The following is a 13,853-nucleotide window of genomic DNA, read 5'->3' on the forward strand; positions in this document are numbered from 1 at the left end:
GGGGCTTATGCGCGATCCGGGCGCGCCACTCCAGAGGCCGGCCATTCGCGCGCGAGGATCGAAAAGACGCACGTATCCCGCACGAAGCCCGTCCAGGTGATGCGCTCCTCGCGCAATATCCCGTCCAGCACGCCACCAACCTTGACGATCGCCGCGCAGGATCGGGCATTGCGAACATCCGCGCGCAGTTCCACCCGGCGCATGCCGCAGGCGAAGGCGTGATCGATCATGAGCCGCTTGAGCCGGCCGTTGAGCCCCGTGCCGCGCGCTGAGGGGCGGATATAGGAATTGCCGATCTCCACCGTCTGGCTGGCGAGGCGATCGATGATGTAGCCGGTCATGCCGATCAGCGTATCGCCATCGTGAATCGCGAAGATCATGCGATCGGCGCGGGCGAAGAGCGCGTCGAAAGATGCATCGAAGCCGTCCGGCCCGAAATTGACCGGATAGATCTCCCAGATATCGAGATCCTCGGCGCAGACCGCCTTCAATGCTTCGCGATGCTCTTCCGCGAGCGGTGCCAGGGTGATTCCGTCACGCGCGGGCGGGAGAGCCAGCGTTGCGCTCAATACATCCAGCTCCCCCACTGGGCCGTCACCTTCCAGTCGCCCTTGCCGTCCGGCTCGAGCGCGTAGAGCGTGCCCCAGTGATAGACGCGCACCGCTACGAAGGCGATGTGATCGTTGCGCTTCACGCCGGAGAGCACGAACTGCGCGGTGCAGCCGACGGAGGCATCCTTGCCCGGCCACCAGCGCGCATGGACGTTCTTCGGTGCCCAGCTGTCCTTGATCATGGCCACATGGGTGGCGACAGCCGCTTCGGAAATGGCGAAGGCCTGCCCATCGATCAGCGAGCGCTGGTCGCGCGGCAGCATGTCCTTGCGCACAGGCGGCTCGGGTATGTCCGCGCGGCGCTCGGCAGCGACATCTTCGCGCAGTTCCGCCTGGGTGGGCATGGCGGGCGGGCGGAAAGGCGTCGGCGGATACCATTCCAGCGCATAATAACGTTCCAGCCGGCCGCGCCGCGCCACGCGATACTGGACGAGCGGACTGCCATAGGTGATGCGCTCCACGCACAGCGGCTTGCCGTCCGATGCCAGCAGCGTGAGCACCGAGCGGACGATCTTGCCATCCGTATCCAGCTCGCCTCCCTTGGCGCCGCCGCAGCCCGACAGCATGAGCGCGAGCAGGGGGGCGGCGAGAGCGGCGCGCTTAAGCATCATCGTCTTCATCCAGATCCCGCTTCACGGTTGGCGAATTGAGCAACGCGTCGATACGGGCACCCTCGTCGAAGCTCTCGTCCAGCTCGAAGCGCAGCTTCGCCGCATATTTGAGGTTCACCGCCTTGGCGATCTCGCTCTGCAGATAAGCGGTGTTGGTGCGCAGCGCCTTGAGCACGATCGCCTCGTCGCGGCCCAGCATCGGCTTCACGAACACCATTGCGTGGCGCAGATCGGGAGACATCCGAACTTCGGTGACGGAAACGGGATGGCTCGCGAGCACATCGTCATGCACGTCGCCGCGCATCAATATATCCGCCAATTTGTGGCGCACCTGTTCGCCCACGCGAAGCAGGCGCACGGAGCGGCCCTCGCCGGTCTGGTTCGTACGCATGACGGACTTCCTAGAGATGCCGGCGCCCCTTGGCGAGGGGGTGCTGCATGCGGTTACATTGCGATACGATGGCGGCGACATCTGCCGTCCCGCAGCCTGTTCCATGCAGAGCCCGGCCCGTCGCAACGGCCGCTCGCGCCCAGCAGCAAGAGGAACAAGCCACCCGCCTCGGAGGTTCTTTCCCCACGACGCAGGCAGATCGAGACCGGCGCTTCGTGGAGAGAAAATCCAGGAGGATAGAATGGGTTACGAGCGTAACGATCGTCGCTACGGCGGCGGCTACGGCACCTATGGCGAGGATCGCGGCCGCTATGGCCCGACCCAGGGCCGAACCTATCAGACCCGCAGCGATGACAGCGATTATCGGCAGAATCGTTTCGACGACCGGAGCGATTACGGCCGCAGCCACCATGGGCGCGATCCACGCGGTTACGACTATCAGGATCGCGGGTTCTTCGATCGCGCGGGTGACGAAGTTCGCTCCTGGTTCGGCGATGAGGATGCGGAGCGCCGCCGCCGCGCCGACGAGCGGAATGACGTGCGCTACGAAAACCGGGCCGATGCGCGTTATCGTGAGGGCGGCCGCTATGCACCCTATGGATCTGGTTATTCCGGTCCGGCCTATGGCTTCTCCCCCTATGGCGATATCGGTGGTGGCTATTCGCCCAGCGATTATGGGGCGGGCCGTGGTGCCGGCGCGACCGGCAACTGGGGCCTGGGCGCGGGCCATGATCGTGAGGATTGGGCCCGGGATCCCGGCTACAATTCGTGGCGGGATCGCCAGATCGGCCAGTTTGACCGCGACTATGATGAATATCGGCGCGAGCATCAGCAGAAATTCGACAATGAATTTCATAGCTGGCGCACCGCACGGCAGGGCCAGCGCGATCTTCTCTCCAAGGCGGAGGAGCATCAGGAGGTGGTCGGGTCCGATGGCCAGCATGTCGGCGTCGTCGATCATGTGCGCGGCGATCGCATCAAGCTGACCAAGAGCGATCAGAATGCGCGCGGCCATCACCACTCGATCCCGTCTTCGTGGATCCAGTCGGTCGACGACAAGATCACGATCAGCAAGACGGCGGATCAGGCCAAGGCCCATTGGCGTGATGAGGATCGGAACGCCGGCGTCCTGTTCGGCGGCCGCGACGACGATCGCGATGTCAATCTCAACCGGAGCTTTTCGGGCACCTATTGAGGCTCCGATGCCCCGGTAAGGAGGAAAGGCTCGGCCGCAAGGCCGGGCCTTTTTTTCGTGGCCGGACCGGCTACGCAATATCCCGGCTGGCGCAAAACGGGGGAATCTGTGGCATCATCCTCAAAAGAGGTGCGGGATTTGTCGCACCACTGAAATATTTCGCGCGATTTCGAGGGTGAATAACGCCACGGTGTCGCTATTGTGCGTTCGTCATTCGGGAGGAAGAAATGCTCATCGGGAAAGCCGTACGTTACGCTCTCATCGCATCGGGAGCATTGGTTTCCTTCTCCGTCGCGGCGGCACCCGCCGATATCATCACCACGCGCCAGCAGGGCCTGAAGCAGATGGGCAAGGCCTTCAAGGCGATCAGCGACAATCTGAAGGCGACGCCGGACGTCGGCCTGATCCGCACCAATGCGGCGGTGATCGCGATGCAGGCCCCCAAGGTGGGCGGCTGGTTCCCCAAGGGCTCTGGCAAGGAAGTGGGCGTGAAGACCGGCGCGCTGCCGACGATCTGGCAGCAGCGCGCCGAATTCGATGCGGACAGCAAGAAGCTGGCCGATGCCGCCAAGGCCTTCAGCGCGGCCGCCACGAAGGGCAATGTCGATGAGATCAAGGCTTCGGCCGGCGCCCTCGGCCAGACCTGCAAGGGCTGCCACCAGACCTTCCGCGAGCGCGAATCGTGAGCGACGGTTCCGGAGCCGGCCTGCGCGTCCGGCTCTGGGACTGGCCCGTCCGCATCTGCCACTGGGCGTTCGTGATCCTGCTGCCGTTGCAGTGGTGGACTTTCAAGAAGGGCGCGATGGACTGGCACATGCGGCTGGGCCTCGTGCTGCTGGCGTTGGTGGCCTTCCGCATCCTCTGGGGCTTCATCGGGCCGGATACGGCGCGCTTCACGCGGTTCGTGAAGGGGCCTGGCGCGATCCTGGCCTATGCGCGGGGCAAAGCGGGGCCGGCTGTCGGGCATAATCCGGTCGGTGCGCTCAGCGTGATCGCGCTGCTGGGTCTGCTTGCGGCGCAGGTCTGCGTCGGGCTCGTGACGCAGGATGTGGACGGGCTGGAGTCCGGGCCGCTCGCCATCTGGGTTTCCTACGAAACGGCGGATAAGGCGCGGCACTGGCACGGGCTGATCTTCAATCTGCTGCTCGGCTTCGTGGCGCTGCACATTCTGGCGGTGCTCTTCTATCTCGTCGTGAAGCGGGATAATCTGATCGCGCCGATGGTGACGGGCTATCGCCGGTTCACCGGCGCGGTGCGTCAGCCGCGTTTCGCGCCGCTCTGGCGGCTGTCGCTGGCGATCCTGCTGGCGGCGGCGCTGGCCTGGTGGGTGAGCAAGGGCGCCCCCATTCCCGGCGTGAAGCCGCCCCCGCCCAGCGATCCCTTCGCCTTTGCTATGCCGGATCTGCGGCGGGCCTGAGCCTCCGTCCCGGCGGTAAAGCGGCAGAGGGGGGTAAGGGGGGCGTGATTGGCAGGCCCGGCCGACGCAAAAGCTTGACGAGCATCGCCCCCTGCGTCAGAGGCGCGGTCCTCCTTGGGGAGTAGCCGCCCGACGATACGGGGCGCGCGTCAACAAACTTGGGCTCCGGCCCATGGCGCGTGCGGCATCAGCTTGGCGAGACCATGGATCGGCGGGCGTCCGGGGTCGGGCGACGGCCGGTTCATGTGCGTCTCCGGCCCCTGGAATATTCGATGCCGAGCCTGATCCTGCCGATCCTCCTGCTTCTCGGTTCCGCGATCATCATCTATCTGTCGTGCGAGTATTTCGTGAACGGCGTCGAATGGGCGGGGCGCAAGCTTTCCGTCGGCACGCAGGCGACGGGCACGGTGCTCGCGGCCTTCGGCACGGCGCTGCCCGAAAGCGTGGTGACCCTCGTCGCCGTCGCGTTCGGCGCGAGCGCGGCATCGAAGGATCTCGGCGTCGGCGCCGCTCTGGGCGGCCCGCTCGCGCTTTCAACCATCGCTTACGCCACGGTGGGCGTCGTCCTGCTGCTGACCCGGCAGCGCTTTCCGCACACCGACGGGGTCCGCGCCGATTTTCGCGGGCTGCGGGACGATCAGGCCTGGTTTCTCGTGCTGTTCGCGATCAAGGTCGCTCTCGGCATCCTGCTGTTCGCCGGCAAGGGCTGGACCGGCCTGTTCTTTCTCGCCGCCTACGGTGTCTATGTCCTGCGCGAGATGCGCGGCGAGAGCAGCTTCGAGGAAGAGGAGATGGAGCCGCTTCGCTTCCAGCCGGGGGCGGAGACGCCGCACACGTCGCTGGCGCTGTTGCAGACCGGCTTGGCGCTGATCGTGATCTTCCTCGCCTCGCGTACCTTCGTAGGCCAGCTGGAGGTGATTGGCCCGGCCTTGGGCCTCAGGCCGCAGCTGGTCGCCCTGCTGCTCAGCCCGATCGCGACGGAACTGCCCGAAACGATGAACGCGATCATCTGGGTGCGGCAGGGCAAATATCGCCTGGCGCTCGCCAACATATCCGGCGCGATGATGATCCAGGCGACGATCCCGACCGCCTTCGGCCTGTTCTTCACACCCTGGCTGCTGGGGCACGAACTGCTGCTTTCCGCGGGCGTGACGGCGGCGGCGATCCTGACGATGCTGATCGCCTTCTCGCGTGGGGTGATATCCCGGCGGATGCTGGCCGGGATGGCGCTGTTCTACGTGGCGTTCGTGGGGCTGCTGCTGCTGGCGTGAGCCAGCCGGCAGCCTCGCGGAAAGGCGGGGGTCGGCCGATCAGCGATCGATCGATCCCGTGAACGTATCGCACTGGGCGGGATCGCCGCTGTCCAGCCCGCGCTTAAGCCAGGCCATCCGCTCGGCGGACGTGCCGTGGGTGAAGCTGTCGGGCATCGGCGTGCGGCCGGCCGAGCGCTGGAGCGTATCGTCGCCGATCGCCTGCGCCGCGCGCATGCCTTCCTCGATATCGCCGGGCTCCAGCCTGTCGCGATTGTTCGCCGCCCAGACCCCGGCATAGCAATCCGCCTGCAATTCCATGCGCACCTGTAGCGCGTTGCCGCCGGCCTCGTTGGTCTGCTGCTGTCCGGAGCGCACCTTGGCCGCGATGCCCGTGAGGTTCTGCACATGGTGACCCACTTCGTGCGCGATCACATAGGCCTGGGCGAAATCGCCGGCCGCCTTGAAGCGGTTGCTCAGTTCATCGAAGAAGCTGGTGTCGAGATAGACCTTGCGATCGGTGGGGCAGTAAAAGGGGCCCATCGCCGATTGGGCCGCGCCGCAGCCCGAAGAGCCGCTGCCGTCATAGAAGCTGAGGATGGTGGGCGTATATTTCTCGCCTTGCGCGGCAAAGAGCTTCGCCCATGTATCCTCGGTGCTGGCGAGCACGCGGCACGAGAAGCGGTGCGCGGGATCGGCGGAGCAGACCTGCGCCGCGCTCTTCTGTTCGATCCGCGCCTGTTGCGGTGCGCCACCGCCCCCCAGAAGGGACAGCGGGTTCATGCCGAACAGCATCATGCCCACGGCAAGGACGAGGATGCCGCCGATGCCGAATCGGCTGCCGATCAGGCCGAACAGCAGACCCAGCCCGCCGCCTCCGCCACCACCAAAGCCGCCGCCGCCGCCTCCGCCGCTCTGCTGCTCGACATTGTCGCTATCCCGATAATCGTCGAGGCGCATCACATCTTCCTGACTGGATCGTTTGGGCATGAATGCGTCCGGAGGCGTCGTGGTTGCAAGCCTTGCGCTTCACGGCGCCGAAAGCATCGTCTAGCTACACCGCCATGGCTGAAGCAGACCCCGTCGCCCGCCCGCTGCCGCTGCCCGAAAAGGTGGCACTCGTTCTGCAGGGAGGCGGCGCACTCGGCTCCTTTCAGGTCGGCGTGTTCGAAGGGCTGGAAGAGCGTGGCATCGGCATCGATTGGGTCGCGGGCATTTCGATCGGCGCGATCAACGCTGCGCTGATCGCGGGCAATCCGCCTGGCCGGCGGATGGCGGCGCTGGAAGCCTTTTGGGAGGAAACCTCCTCCAGCCTGCCGATGTTTCCGCTGATGGATGGGGATAGCAGTCGGGAGGCCCTGCACGAATGGTCGGCCGCCGTCGTCGCGACGACGGGCGTGCCGGGCATGTTCGCGCCGCGCTGGCTGCCGCCCTTCCTCGCGCTGCCGGGTTCGTGCGAGGCGCTGAGCTTCTATGACAGCGCTCCGCTCCGCCGCACGCTGGACCGGCTGGTCGACTGGGATTTGCTGAACCATGGGCCGGTGCGGCTGTCGGTAGGCGCGGTCGAGATGGAGAGCGGCAATTTCAGCTTCTTCGATACGACGGAGATGCGGATCGACGCGCGCCATATCATGGCCTCCGGCGCGCTGCCGCCCGGCCTGCCGCCGGTGGAGATTGACGGCAAATGGTGGTGGGATGGCGGCCTCGTTTCCAATACGCCGCTGACGCACATTCTGGATCATCAGGAGGAAGACATGCTCGTCTTCCAGGTGGACCTGTTCTCCGCCGCCAATCCCGCCCGGCCGAAGACGATCACGGATGTGCTCGCCCGCGCCAAGGAGATCCAGTTTTCCAGCCGCACCCGGCAGGTTTCGGACATGGTGCTGCGGCTGCGGCGTGAGCGCGAGGCGATCCGCAACGTGCTGGCCAAGCTGCCGCCCGCCCTGAGGGACGATCCCGATGTCGCGAAGCTCGATGCCCTCGCCAACGAATGCGCGCTGAGCCTCGTCCAGCTCATCTACCGCGCCAATGCCTGGGAAGGCGGATCGCGCGATTATGAATTTTCGGCGCGGACGATGCGGGAGCATTGGGCGGCCGGCCGGGCGGCCGTGGCCGATACGATGACCCAATCGGCCGTGCTGGCGCGCAACATCCTCGACGGCAGGACCGCCGCCTTCGATCTGGCCCCCCGCTAACCCGACATCGTTTCGCACAGGAGAGACAGACCCATGTTCCTCAAGGGCAAGACCGCGCTCGTCACCGGCTCCACCTCCGGCATCGGCCTCGCTTATGCCAAGGCGCTGGCGGCGGAAGGTGCCGCGGTGATGATCAACGGCTTTGGCGAGGCCGACGCGATCGAAACCGAGCGCGCGGCGCTGGCCGCCGCAAGCGGCGCGGCGGCGCTCTACGATGCGGCCGACATGTCCAAGCCGGAGCAGATCGCCGCCATGGTCGCGCGGTGCGCGGCGGAACTGGGCGGCCCTGATATCGTGATCGCCAATGCGGGCGTGCAGTTCGTTTCCCCGATCGAGGATTTTCCGATCGAGAAATGGGATCAGATCATCGCGATCAATCTCTCCTCTGCTTTCCACCTGACGCGCGCGGCGATCCCCGGCATGAAGGCGAAGAAGTGGGGGCGGCTGATCTTCACCGCCTCGGCCCATTCGCTCGTCGCCTCGCCCTTCAAGAGCGCCTATGTGAGCGCCAAGCACGGCATTGCCGGCTTCACCAAGACGGCCGCGCTGGAACTCGCGACCTTCGGCATCACCGCCAATTGCATCTCGCCCGGCTATGTGTGGACCCCGCTCGTCGAAAAGCAGATCCCCGATACGATGAAGGCGCGGGGAATGACGCGCGAGCAGGTGATGAACGATGTGCTGCTCGCCGGGCAGCCGACCAAGCAATTCGTGACGGTGGAGCAGGTGGCGGCGATGGCGCTGCATCTGTGCAGGGACGAATCAGCCCAGATCACCGGCAGCAACATGTCGATCGACGGCGGCTGGACGGCGGGCTGATCTCCGCCGATTTCCGGTCCTTGCAAGTGTAGTATAAGAACAATACACTTGAGCCTCTGTGGAGGCGGGCATGTTCGTGAAGGCCATCATTGGCGTCTGGGCCTTGTGGGGTGTGGTCTGGATCGCGCTTGGCCTGTGGGCGGATCGCACGTGCCGCGCGGCGGCGGTCCGCCGGCAGGCGCCTTATCGGCTCATCAACATCCTCGCTTTCGCCTGCATGTTCGTTGATGGCGCTTTCCGGCGGACGGCTCACGGATTGAGCTGGACGCCTTTCGTGCGGCCTCTTTGGCGGGTGCCGCCTTCGCTCGGCTGGCTGCTGGTCGCGCTGGCGGCGGGGGGGCTTACCTTGGCCATCTGGGCGCGGATCACGCTCGGGCGGCTATGGTCTGCGGCCGTGGTGCGCAAGGAGGGGCATCGCCTCGTCGAAACCGGACCCTACGCCCTTGTGCGTCACCCCATCTACACCGCATTGTTGATGGCCTCCGCCGCGATTGCGATCGCCAAGGGCTCGCCGATCGCGCTGGCGGGCTTCGCGCTGATGATCCTGGGCTATTCGCTGAAGGCCCGGCTGGAGGAGCACTTTCTCACCGAGGAACTCGGCGAGCAGGCCTATTCCGCCTATCGCCGTCGCGTGCCGATGCTGGTGCCGTTCGCGCCACCCGCGCGATAGCGGGCTTTCCGGCCGCAGATCGCCGCAAGGCCATTGTAAAGCCGCGCGTGGCGGTTAGGCTGGAGGGGTGCGGGCCGCCACTCTTCTCGCTGCTGTCGTCCTGGCCCCGCTTACGGTGGGGGCGCCTGTCGCGCTTGCGGCCGGGATGGCTGCCGGTGCCGATGCGTGGCGCGTCGTCATCACACGCCCGGATCGCATCCGCCTGCGCAACTGGCGGGATGCCTGGGTGCTGGGGCTCGATCAGGCGAAAGCGGCGGGAAACGCCGCTGCCATCGCGAAAGAGGGCGTGCTTCTGGATCCCGATGCGGGGCTGGAAAATCCGATCATTCCCGATGGCGACTATGATTGCCGGATGATCAAGCTGGGCAGGAAGGGGCCGATCGGCCCGGCTTATGCTTCCTATCCCGCCGGCTCATGCCGGATTTCGGCGGGCCGCATCGCCAAGCTGGATGGTCCCCAGCGTCCGAACGGGCTGCTCTGGCCCTTCGATGCGACACGGCTGATCTTTCTGGGCGCCATGTCGCTCAGCGATGAGCCGCGCGCGCTGGATTATGGTCGTGACGATGATCGTAACATGGTGGGGCTGCTCGAGCGGATCGGGCCGCAACGGTGGCGGATGATATTGCCCCAGCCCGAATGGGAATCCCAATGCGACATCGTCGAGCTTGTCCCGAAGGCAAGCAGATCGGTGCCACAACCGGGATAGGGCGGCAGAGGCTCGAGCAAGACGGAAGCCAGGGAGTGGCTCCGGACGTTCGACCAGTTCCCGGACGGGCAGACGGACGGGGCCACCGGAATGTCCCCCGCCCGCCATGGTCTCAGCCTTCGAGTGCCGCCTTGACCGCGGTGAAGCGGTCCAGCGTGATATGCCCTTCACGCTTTAGCGCTTCGATCGCGCGCTTCACGTCCTGGCTCGATCCGCGTGGCAGGATCAGCACGGCATCGCCTGTCGCGATCACGATCAGATCCTTGATGCCGACGGCGGCCATCAGGGGCCCATCCGTGCGGAGCAGGCACCCCGATGTATCGATGGCGATCACCTCGCCATGGCGCGCATTGTTCGCCGCATCGCGCGGGGCGATGGCATGGAGCGCATCCCAGCTGCCGAGGTCCGACCAGCCCATGTTGACGGGGACGACAGCCACCCGATCGACCTTCTCCATCACCGCATAGTCGACCGACTCGCTGGGCGAGGCGCCGAAAGCCAGGGCGTCCGGATAAATGAGGCCGCCCTCGCGCCGGGCTTTTCCCATGCCCTCTGTCGCGGCGGCGAGCATCGCCGGCTCCAGCCGGCCGAGCGCACCGAGATAGGAGCCGGCGGTGAAGAGGAAGATTCCGCCATTCCAGCTATAATCGCCCGATGCCAGATAGGAGCGCGCCGTCTCGACATCCGGCTTCTCGACGAAACGCTCCACCCTGTTGACCCCGGGAGCCAGTTCCTCGCCACGCCGGATATAGCCATAGCCCGTTTCCGGGGCATCGGGCGTGATGCCGAATGTGGCGAACCAGCCCTGCGCGCACAGCGGTATCGCAGCGGCGACGGCTGCCATGAAGGCATCCACATTCTCGATCACATGATCGCTGGGCATCACCAACAGCATGTCCGCCGGATCAGCGGCGAGCGCCGCCAGCGCGATGGCGGGCGCGGTGTTGCGCGCGGCCGGCTCCAGAACGATTTCCGCATCGATAATGCCGATCTGGCCCAGCTGGCGCTCGATCTCCCCCGCATGCGCCGCGTTGGCGACCACGATCGGGCTGGCATAGCCCGGCCGCGTCATCGTGCGGCGTGCGGTCAGTTGCAGCATGGTTTCCGAATCCGTGAGGGAAAGCAGCTGCTTCGGCCGCTCGGATCGGGACATCGGCCACAGCCGCGTCCCGGACCCTCCCGAAAGGATCACGGGTCTTATCATGCTTAATTTCTCCCGAAGGCGCATTGGTAAACAGGGCAAACCTGTTCTCCGTACAACGTTAATGCGGCCGGCCCGTTGCACAAGGTGCGATCGGCTTTCAGGGCGCGATCCGCCCGATACGATCGATGACTTTCGATATTTACAAATTTTGAGTATGATGCGGCTACGCACAGTCTATATTTGACTGCGACTGTGTTGCGAAAGGCTTGTGGGAATGGCTGACACGATACCGATGCTGCGCCGCGAACAGCGCCGCCATCTGCTGATGAATGGCTGGCTCATCGCCGGCTTCATCGTCGTGGGCACGGCCGTTACCAACGAGCGCGGCATTTTCCGTCCGGTTGGCCTGGATGGCCTGTCGGCCACCGCGAAGGCCTTCATCGCCGTCACGTCGCCGGCCGGCCTGCAGAATCTCGGGCCGCGCCTGCGCGATGTCCGCTCTGTTTCCTCGCTCAGTCCGTTCGATGTCACCGCGCCTTCGCGAGATGTCCGCCGCCGCCTGATCGACGCGATCGACTGGGAGCCTGGCGAGGGTGAGGGGCCTGCCCAGGAGCCATTGAGCTTCGGCAATGCGCTTCCGCCCGTGACGGTCGCGGACGCCAGCGATTCGACGGGTAGCAATCCGCTGAGCCAATCGGCGCCGGCATTCATCACGCCGCCGGAGCAACTGGGCGTCAGCACGCCGACGACGCCGAACCTTCAGGATACGTTCCCAACGACGCCGCCCATCGATGCGGGCGTGGTGCCGGAGCCAGCGACCTGGGCGATGCTGATCCTCGGCTTCGGTGCGGTGGGTGGTCTGCTGCGGCAGGTGGAACGTCGCCGCCGGCTCCAGCTCAAGCCGGTTATCCGTCGCCGTCGCGGCCAGCGACCGGCCAAGACGGCCTGACCGGCCGGGCCTGCACTCTCCAGGGCGGGAGTTTGGGCCTCAGATTGAGGCAATCACGTATATAGGTCCCTCTTGCGAGGGGCAGAATCGGCAGGTTTTCGGATATGCGCTGGAAGCCGGGGTGCGCACCCTGCGCCCAAGGCGGCTGTCCGATTGCCGGGCTGAAGATCGTGGCGCACGCCGAAGCGGCGTGGATCGGGTTCAGCCGTTTGCCGCGCGCGCCATCGTCTGGCGCACGCCCCGCATTGTCAGTCGATCGTGTCCGCGCGTTCGAATTCGAGGCGATCGCCGTCGATATGCAGCCCGCCCAGCTTCGAGAGAAGATTCTGGCCCAGCAGCGAGACACCCGGGCCGCCATTGACGACGGCTGCGGTAACGCCGCGCACGTCATGGCCCGCGATGCGCACATGGCCGAGCTTCGTCCACGCCATGGGCCGGCTGCCGCCCGCCGTGGACATGCGGGCATTATAGCCGCCGGATGCCGGCATCGCGCCCACCGCGCGCGCATCGGCGGCGCTGAGAACGACCACACTGGCGCCAGTATCGACGAGGAAGCGCACGCGCTGCCCGTTGACCATGGCATGAACGTAGAAAAGGCCGTCGCTGGAACGCGCGATATGGCGGCTTCCGGCTTCCTCCGGCTCGATGATGAGCGCCTCGTTGGCGTCGTTCACCACGCCTACGTCGCGTGCCATGGCGGCCTGCATCGGGGCCTGCGCGCGCTCCGCCAGATCCGGTGTATGCGGATATACCGATGGGGCGACATTCGCATAATAGCCGCCGGCAAAGGCAGCGATGGCGATCGGAACGGAAAGCACCTGATACATCATGAGGCGGCTTATGCTGTGCCGCCTTCAAACATTCGGTATCCCGGCAAAGTTAACGGGGCTGTAACCCTGTTTCTTCCAACTCCTCCCATTCCGCCGACCGATAATAATCGAGATCGTCACGCAGCTTGCGGACGTGCCGCCATTGGCCGAGCCCGGTCGCGGCGAACAGGAGGCCGCCCAGCAGGAATTGCGCGGCGATGATGTAATAGGGCCAGCGGATCGTCGCGGCCGACGCGTAGAGCACGTAATAATGCTCGACAGGATGATAGCCGAGATAGCGATAGAGGCGGACGAGCGCGCCCGGCAGATCGGACCGGACGAGAATGCCGGTGCGGTGGCTGATCGTCGCGCCCTCGCTGATATCCGGCCGTTCCACGGGCAGGAATTCGACGAAGTAGCGAACATGCCCGTCGCCACCCTTCGGCGGGATGATCGGGGCGAACAGTGCCGTGCGATTGAAGAACAGGATGCCGCGGTTGAAGGAGGCGATGCGCCCGTAGCGAACGGCGCCCTCGATCCGGGCGGAGCCTTCCTCGGGTTCCGGCGCGTTCAGCATCGATGGGGTGAAGCTTCGCGCAGGCTCCTTGCCGTTGGGCAGGGTGAAGGTCCAGAGCAGGGCGATCAGCGCGGCGATGCCCAAGGCAGCGCCGAAGCCCAGCAGGAAATGCATGTAATCCTGGGCCGAAAAGAGCGCGAGCTGGGCTTCACGCTCCCATTCCTCGTCGTCCAGATCTTCGTCGGTTGCGTTGGATGCGCGTTCATTCCCGCCGGCTTCATCGCGCGAAACATGGCGGCGGCGTAGGATCAGCAGGGCCGGCCAGGAAAGGGCCATCGTCAGCAGGCAGAAATTGAAGGTCGGAAGGTCCTGGCCGAGGCGATCGAACTGCCATTCGGCGAGCCGCGCGAAGAATCCGCGATAGGCGGCCGCTTCCCACGCGAAATACAGGACGACGACGAGCACCCACAGCCAAAGAATTACAAGCCGGAACGATATCCGGCGGCGCCGTGCGGGAGGGGTGCGGGTCGCTGGAGCCGGAAAATTCGCGATGGATGTCACCGGGCAGT

The 13,853-nt window shown here is 65.6% G+C and carries 16 protein-coding genes and 1 riboswitch; of the genes, 9 read left to right on the forward strand and 7 right to left on the reverse strand.

Features of this window, described 5'->3' with window-relative positions:
• Positions 1 to 5: 5 nt before the first annotated feature.
• From DI605_RS10355 to rbfA, 3 genes are read right to left on the reverse strand one after another with little or no spacing between them, the layout of a single operon-like run.
• Complete coding sequence (locus DI605_RS10355; protein WP_293972978.1) at positions 6 to 569, reverse strand: GNAT family protein; 564 nt, start codon at positions 567 to 569, stop codon at positions 6 to 8.
• A complete protein-coding gene (locus tag DI605_RS10360; RefSeq protein ID WP_293972981.1) occupies positions 566 to 1,222 on the reverse strand; it encodes a hypothetical protein in 657 nt (218 codons plus the stop codon). The genes DI605_RS10355 and DI605_RS10360 overlap by 4 nt, the downstream gene beginning before the upstream one ends.
• Entirely contained in the window at positions 1,212 to 1,613 is a 402-nt protein-coding gene (rbfA, locus tag DI605_RS10365) for a 30S ribosome-binding factor RbfA (RefSeq protein WP_293972984.1), read from the reverse strand. Before rbfA ends, DI605_RS10360 begins: the two co-directional genes overlap by 11 nt.
• Positions 1,614 to 1,854: 241 nt before the next feature.
• Between rbfA and DI605_RS10370 the strand changes: the two genes are divergently transcribed.
• From DI605_RS10370 to DI605_RS10385, 4 genes are all read left to right on the forward strand, one after another.
• Positions 1,855 to 2,808 (forward strand): DUF2171 domain-containing protein, encoded by a 954-nt coding sequence (locus DI605_RS10370; RefSeq protein ID WP_293972986.1) that lies wholly within the window; start codon positions 1,855 to 1,857, stop codon positions 2,806 to 2,808.
• Between the two features lie 227 nt (positions 2,809 to 3,035).
• Complete coding sequence (locus DI605_RS10375) at positions 3,036 to 3,494, forward strand: cytochrome c (protein WP_293972988.1); 459 nt, start codon at positions 3,036 to 3,038, stop codon at positions 3,492 to 3,494.
• Positions 3,491 to 4,225: a cytochrome b/b6 domain-containing protein gene (locus DI605_RS10380; protein WP_293972991.1), complete on the forward strand. Its 735-nt coding sequence runs from the start codon at positions 3,491 to 3,493 to the stop codon at positions 4,223 to 4,225. Before DI605_RS10375 ends, DI605_RS10380 begins: the two co-directional genes overlap by 4 nt.
• A 109-nt stretch (positions 4,226 to 4,334) precedes the next feature.
• Positions 4,335 to 4,495, forward strand: a riboswitch (yybP-ykoY riboswitch).
• 2 nt (positions 4,496 to 4,497) lie between these two features.
• Positions 4,498 to 5,496 carry a sodium:calcium antiporter gene (locus tag DI605_RS10385; RefSeq protein WP_293972994.1) on the forward strand — a complete coding sequence of 333 codons (999 nt, stop codon included), beginning with the start codon at positions 4,498 to 4,500 and terminating at the stop codon, positions 5,494 to 5,496.
• Positions 5,497 to 5,535: 39 nt separating this feature from the next.
• On the opposite strand, the gene DI605_RS10390 is transcribed toward DI605_RS10385, so the two are convergent.
• Positions 5,536 to 6,435: a neutral zinc metallopeptidase gene (locus DI605_RS10390; RefSeq protein WP_293972997.1), complete on the reverse strand. Its 900-nt coding sequence runs from the start codon at positions 6,433 to 6,435 to the stop codon at positions 5,536 to 5,538.
• A 104-nt stretch (positions 6,436 to 6,539) separates the two neighbouring features.
• On the opposite strand from DI605_RS10390, the gene DI605_RS10395 reads away from it, so the two are divergent.
• The 4 genes from DI605_RS10395 to DI605_RS10410 all read left to right on the forward strand — a co-directional run bounded on the left by DI605_RS10395 (position 6,540) and on the right by DI605_RS10410 (position 9,865).
• Positions 6,540 to 7,670: a patatin-like phospholipase family protein gene (locus tag DI605_RS10395; RefSeq protein ID WP_293973000.1), complete on the forward strand. Its 1,131-nt coding sequence runs from the start codon at positions 6,540 to 6,542 to the stop codon at positions 7,668 to 7,670.
• Between the two features lie 33 nt (positions 7,671 to 7,703).
• Positions 7,704 to 8,489 (forward strand): 3-hydroxybutyrate dehydrogenase, encoded by a 786-nt coding sequence (locus DI605_RS10400; protein ID WP_293973003.1) that lies wholly within the window; start codon positions 7,704 to 7,706, stop codon positions 8,487 to 8,489.
• Between the two features lie 70 nt (positions 8,490 to 8,559).
• Positions 8,560 to 9,159 carry an isoprenylcysteine carboxylmethyltransferase family protein gene (locus DI605_RS10405; RefSeq protein ID WP_293973005.1) on the forward strand — a complete coding sequence of 200 codons (600 nt, stop codon included), beginning with the start codon at positions 8,560 to 8,562 and terminating at the stop codon, positions 9,157 to 9,159.
• Positions 9,160 to 9,226: 67 nt separating this feature from the next.
• Positions 9,227 to 9,865, forward strand: coding sequence for a DUF4893 domain-containing protein (locus DI605_RS10410; RefSeq protein WP_293973008.1), 639 nt, complete (start codon positions 9,227 to 9,229; stop codon positions 9,863 to 9,865).
• 112 nt (positions 9,866 to 9,977) lie between these two features.
• Here the strand turns inward: DI605_RS10410 and DI605_RS10415 are convergent, their stop codons facing one another.
• Positions 9,978 to 11,093 (reverse strand): mannose-1-phosphate guanylyltransferase/mannose-6-phosphate isomerase, encoded by a 1,116-nt coding sequence (locus DI605_RS10415; protein ID WP_293973395.1) that lies wholly within the window; start codon positions 11,091 to 11,093, stop codon positions 9,978 to 9,980.
• A gap of 190 nt (positions 11,094 to 11,283) precedes the next feature.
• Here DI605_RS10415 and DI605_RS10420 point away from each other — a divergent pair, with 190 nt between their 5' ends.
• On the forward strand, positions 11,284 to 11,958 hold the full coding sequence (locus DI605_RS10420) for a PEPxxWA-CTERM sorting domain-containing protein (RefSeq protein WP_293973011.1): 675 nt from the start codon (positions 11,284 to 11,286) through the stop codon (positions 11,956 to 11,958).
• A 248-nt stretch (positions 11,959 to 12,206) separates the two neighbouring features.
• Here the strand turns inward: DI605_RS10420 and DI605_RS10425 are convergent, their stop codons facing one another.
• Positions 12,207 to 12,788 carry a TIGR02281 family clan AA aspartic protease gene (locus DI605_RS10425; RefSeq protein ID WP_293973014.1) on the reverse strand — a complete coding sequence of 194 codons (582 nt, stop codon included), beginning with the start codon at positions 12,786 to 12,788 and terminating at the stop codon, positions 12,207 to 12,209.
• Between the two features lie 49 nt (positions 12,789 to 12,837).
• Complete coding sequence (locus DI605_RS10430) at positions 12,838 to 13,749, reverse strand: hypothetical protein (protein ID WP_293973017.1); 912 nt, start codon at positions 13,747 to 13,749, stop codon at positions 12,838 to 12,840.
• Between the last annotated feature and the right edge of the window lie 104 nt (positions 13,750 to 13,853).

It is taken from the genome of Sphingomonas sp., assembly GCF_003248515.1.
GTDB lineage: Bacteria > Pseudomonadota > Alphaproteobacteria > Sphingomonadales > Sphingomonadaceae > Sphingomonas_I.

What these genes read in the sequence shown, in the direction of transcription:
- DI605_RS10385 (WP_293972994.1), top strand. Translation starts at nt 4,498, where the DNA reads ATGCCGAGCCTGATCCTGCCGATCCTCCTGCTTCTCGGTTCCGCGATC.
- DI605_RS10375 (WP_293972988.1), top strand. Translation starts at nt 3,036, where the DNA reads ATGCTCATCGGGAAAGCCGTACGTTACGCTCTCATCGCATCGGGAGCA.
- DI605_RS10400 (WP_293973003.1), top strand. Translation starts at nt 7,704, where the DNA reads ATGTTCCTCAAGGGCAAGACCGCGCTCGTCACCGGCTCCACCTCCGGC.
- DI605_RS10360 (WP_293972981.1), bottom strand. Translation starts at nt 1,222, where the DNA reads ATGATGCTTAAGCGCGCCGCTCTCGCCGCCCCCCTGCTCGCGCTCATG.
- DI605_RS10420 (WP_293973011.1), top strand. Translation starts at nt 11,284, where the DNA reads ATGGCTGACACGATACCGATGCTGCGCCGCGAACAGCGCCGCCATCTG.
- DI605_RS10370 (WP_293972986.1), top strand. Translation starts at nt 1,855, where the DNA reads ATGGGTTACGAGCGTAACGATCGTCGCTACGGCGGCGGCTACGGCACC.
- DI605_RS10390 (WP_293972997.1), bottom strand. Translation starts at nt 6,435, where the DNA reads ATGCGCCTCGACGATTATCGGGATAGCGACAATGTCGAGCAGCAGAGC.
- DI605_RS10425 (WP_293973014.1), bottom strand. Translation starts at nt 12,788, where the DNA reads ATGATGTATCAGGTGCTTTCCGTTCCGATCGCCATCGCTGCCTTTGCC.
- DI605_RS10405 (WP_293973005.1), top strand. Translation starts at nt 8,560, where the DNA reads ATGTTCGTGAAGGCCATCATTGGCGTCTGGGCCTTGTGGGGTGTGGTC.
- DI605_RS10415 (WP_293973395.1), bottom strand. Translation starts at nt 11,093, where the DNA reads ATGCGCCTTCGGGAGAAATTAAGCATGATAAGACCCGTGATCCTTTCG.
- DI605_RS10395 (WP_293973000.1), top strand. Translation starts at nt 6,540, where the DNA reads ATGGCTGAAGCAGACCCCGTCGCCCGCCCGCTGCCGCTGCCCGAAAAG.
- rbfA (WP_293972984.1), bottom strand. Translation starts at nt 1,613, where the DNA reads ATGCGTACGAACCAGACCGGCGAGGGCCGCTCCGTGCGCCTGCTTCGC.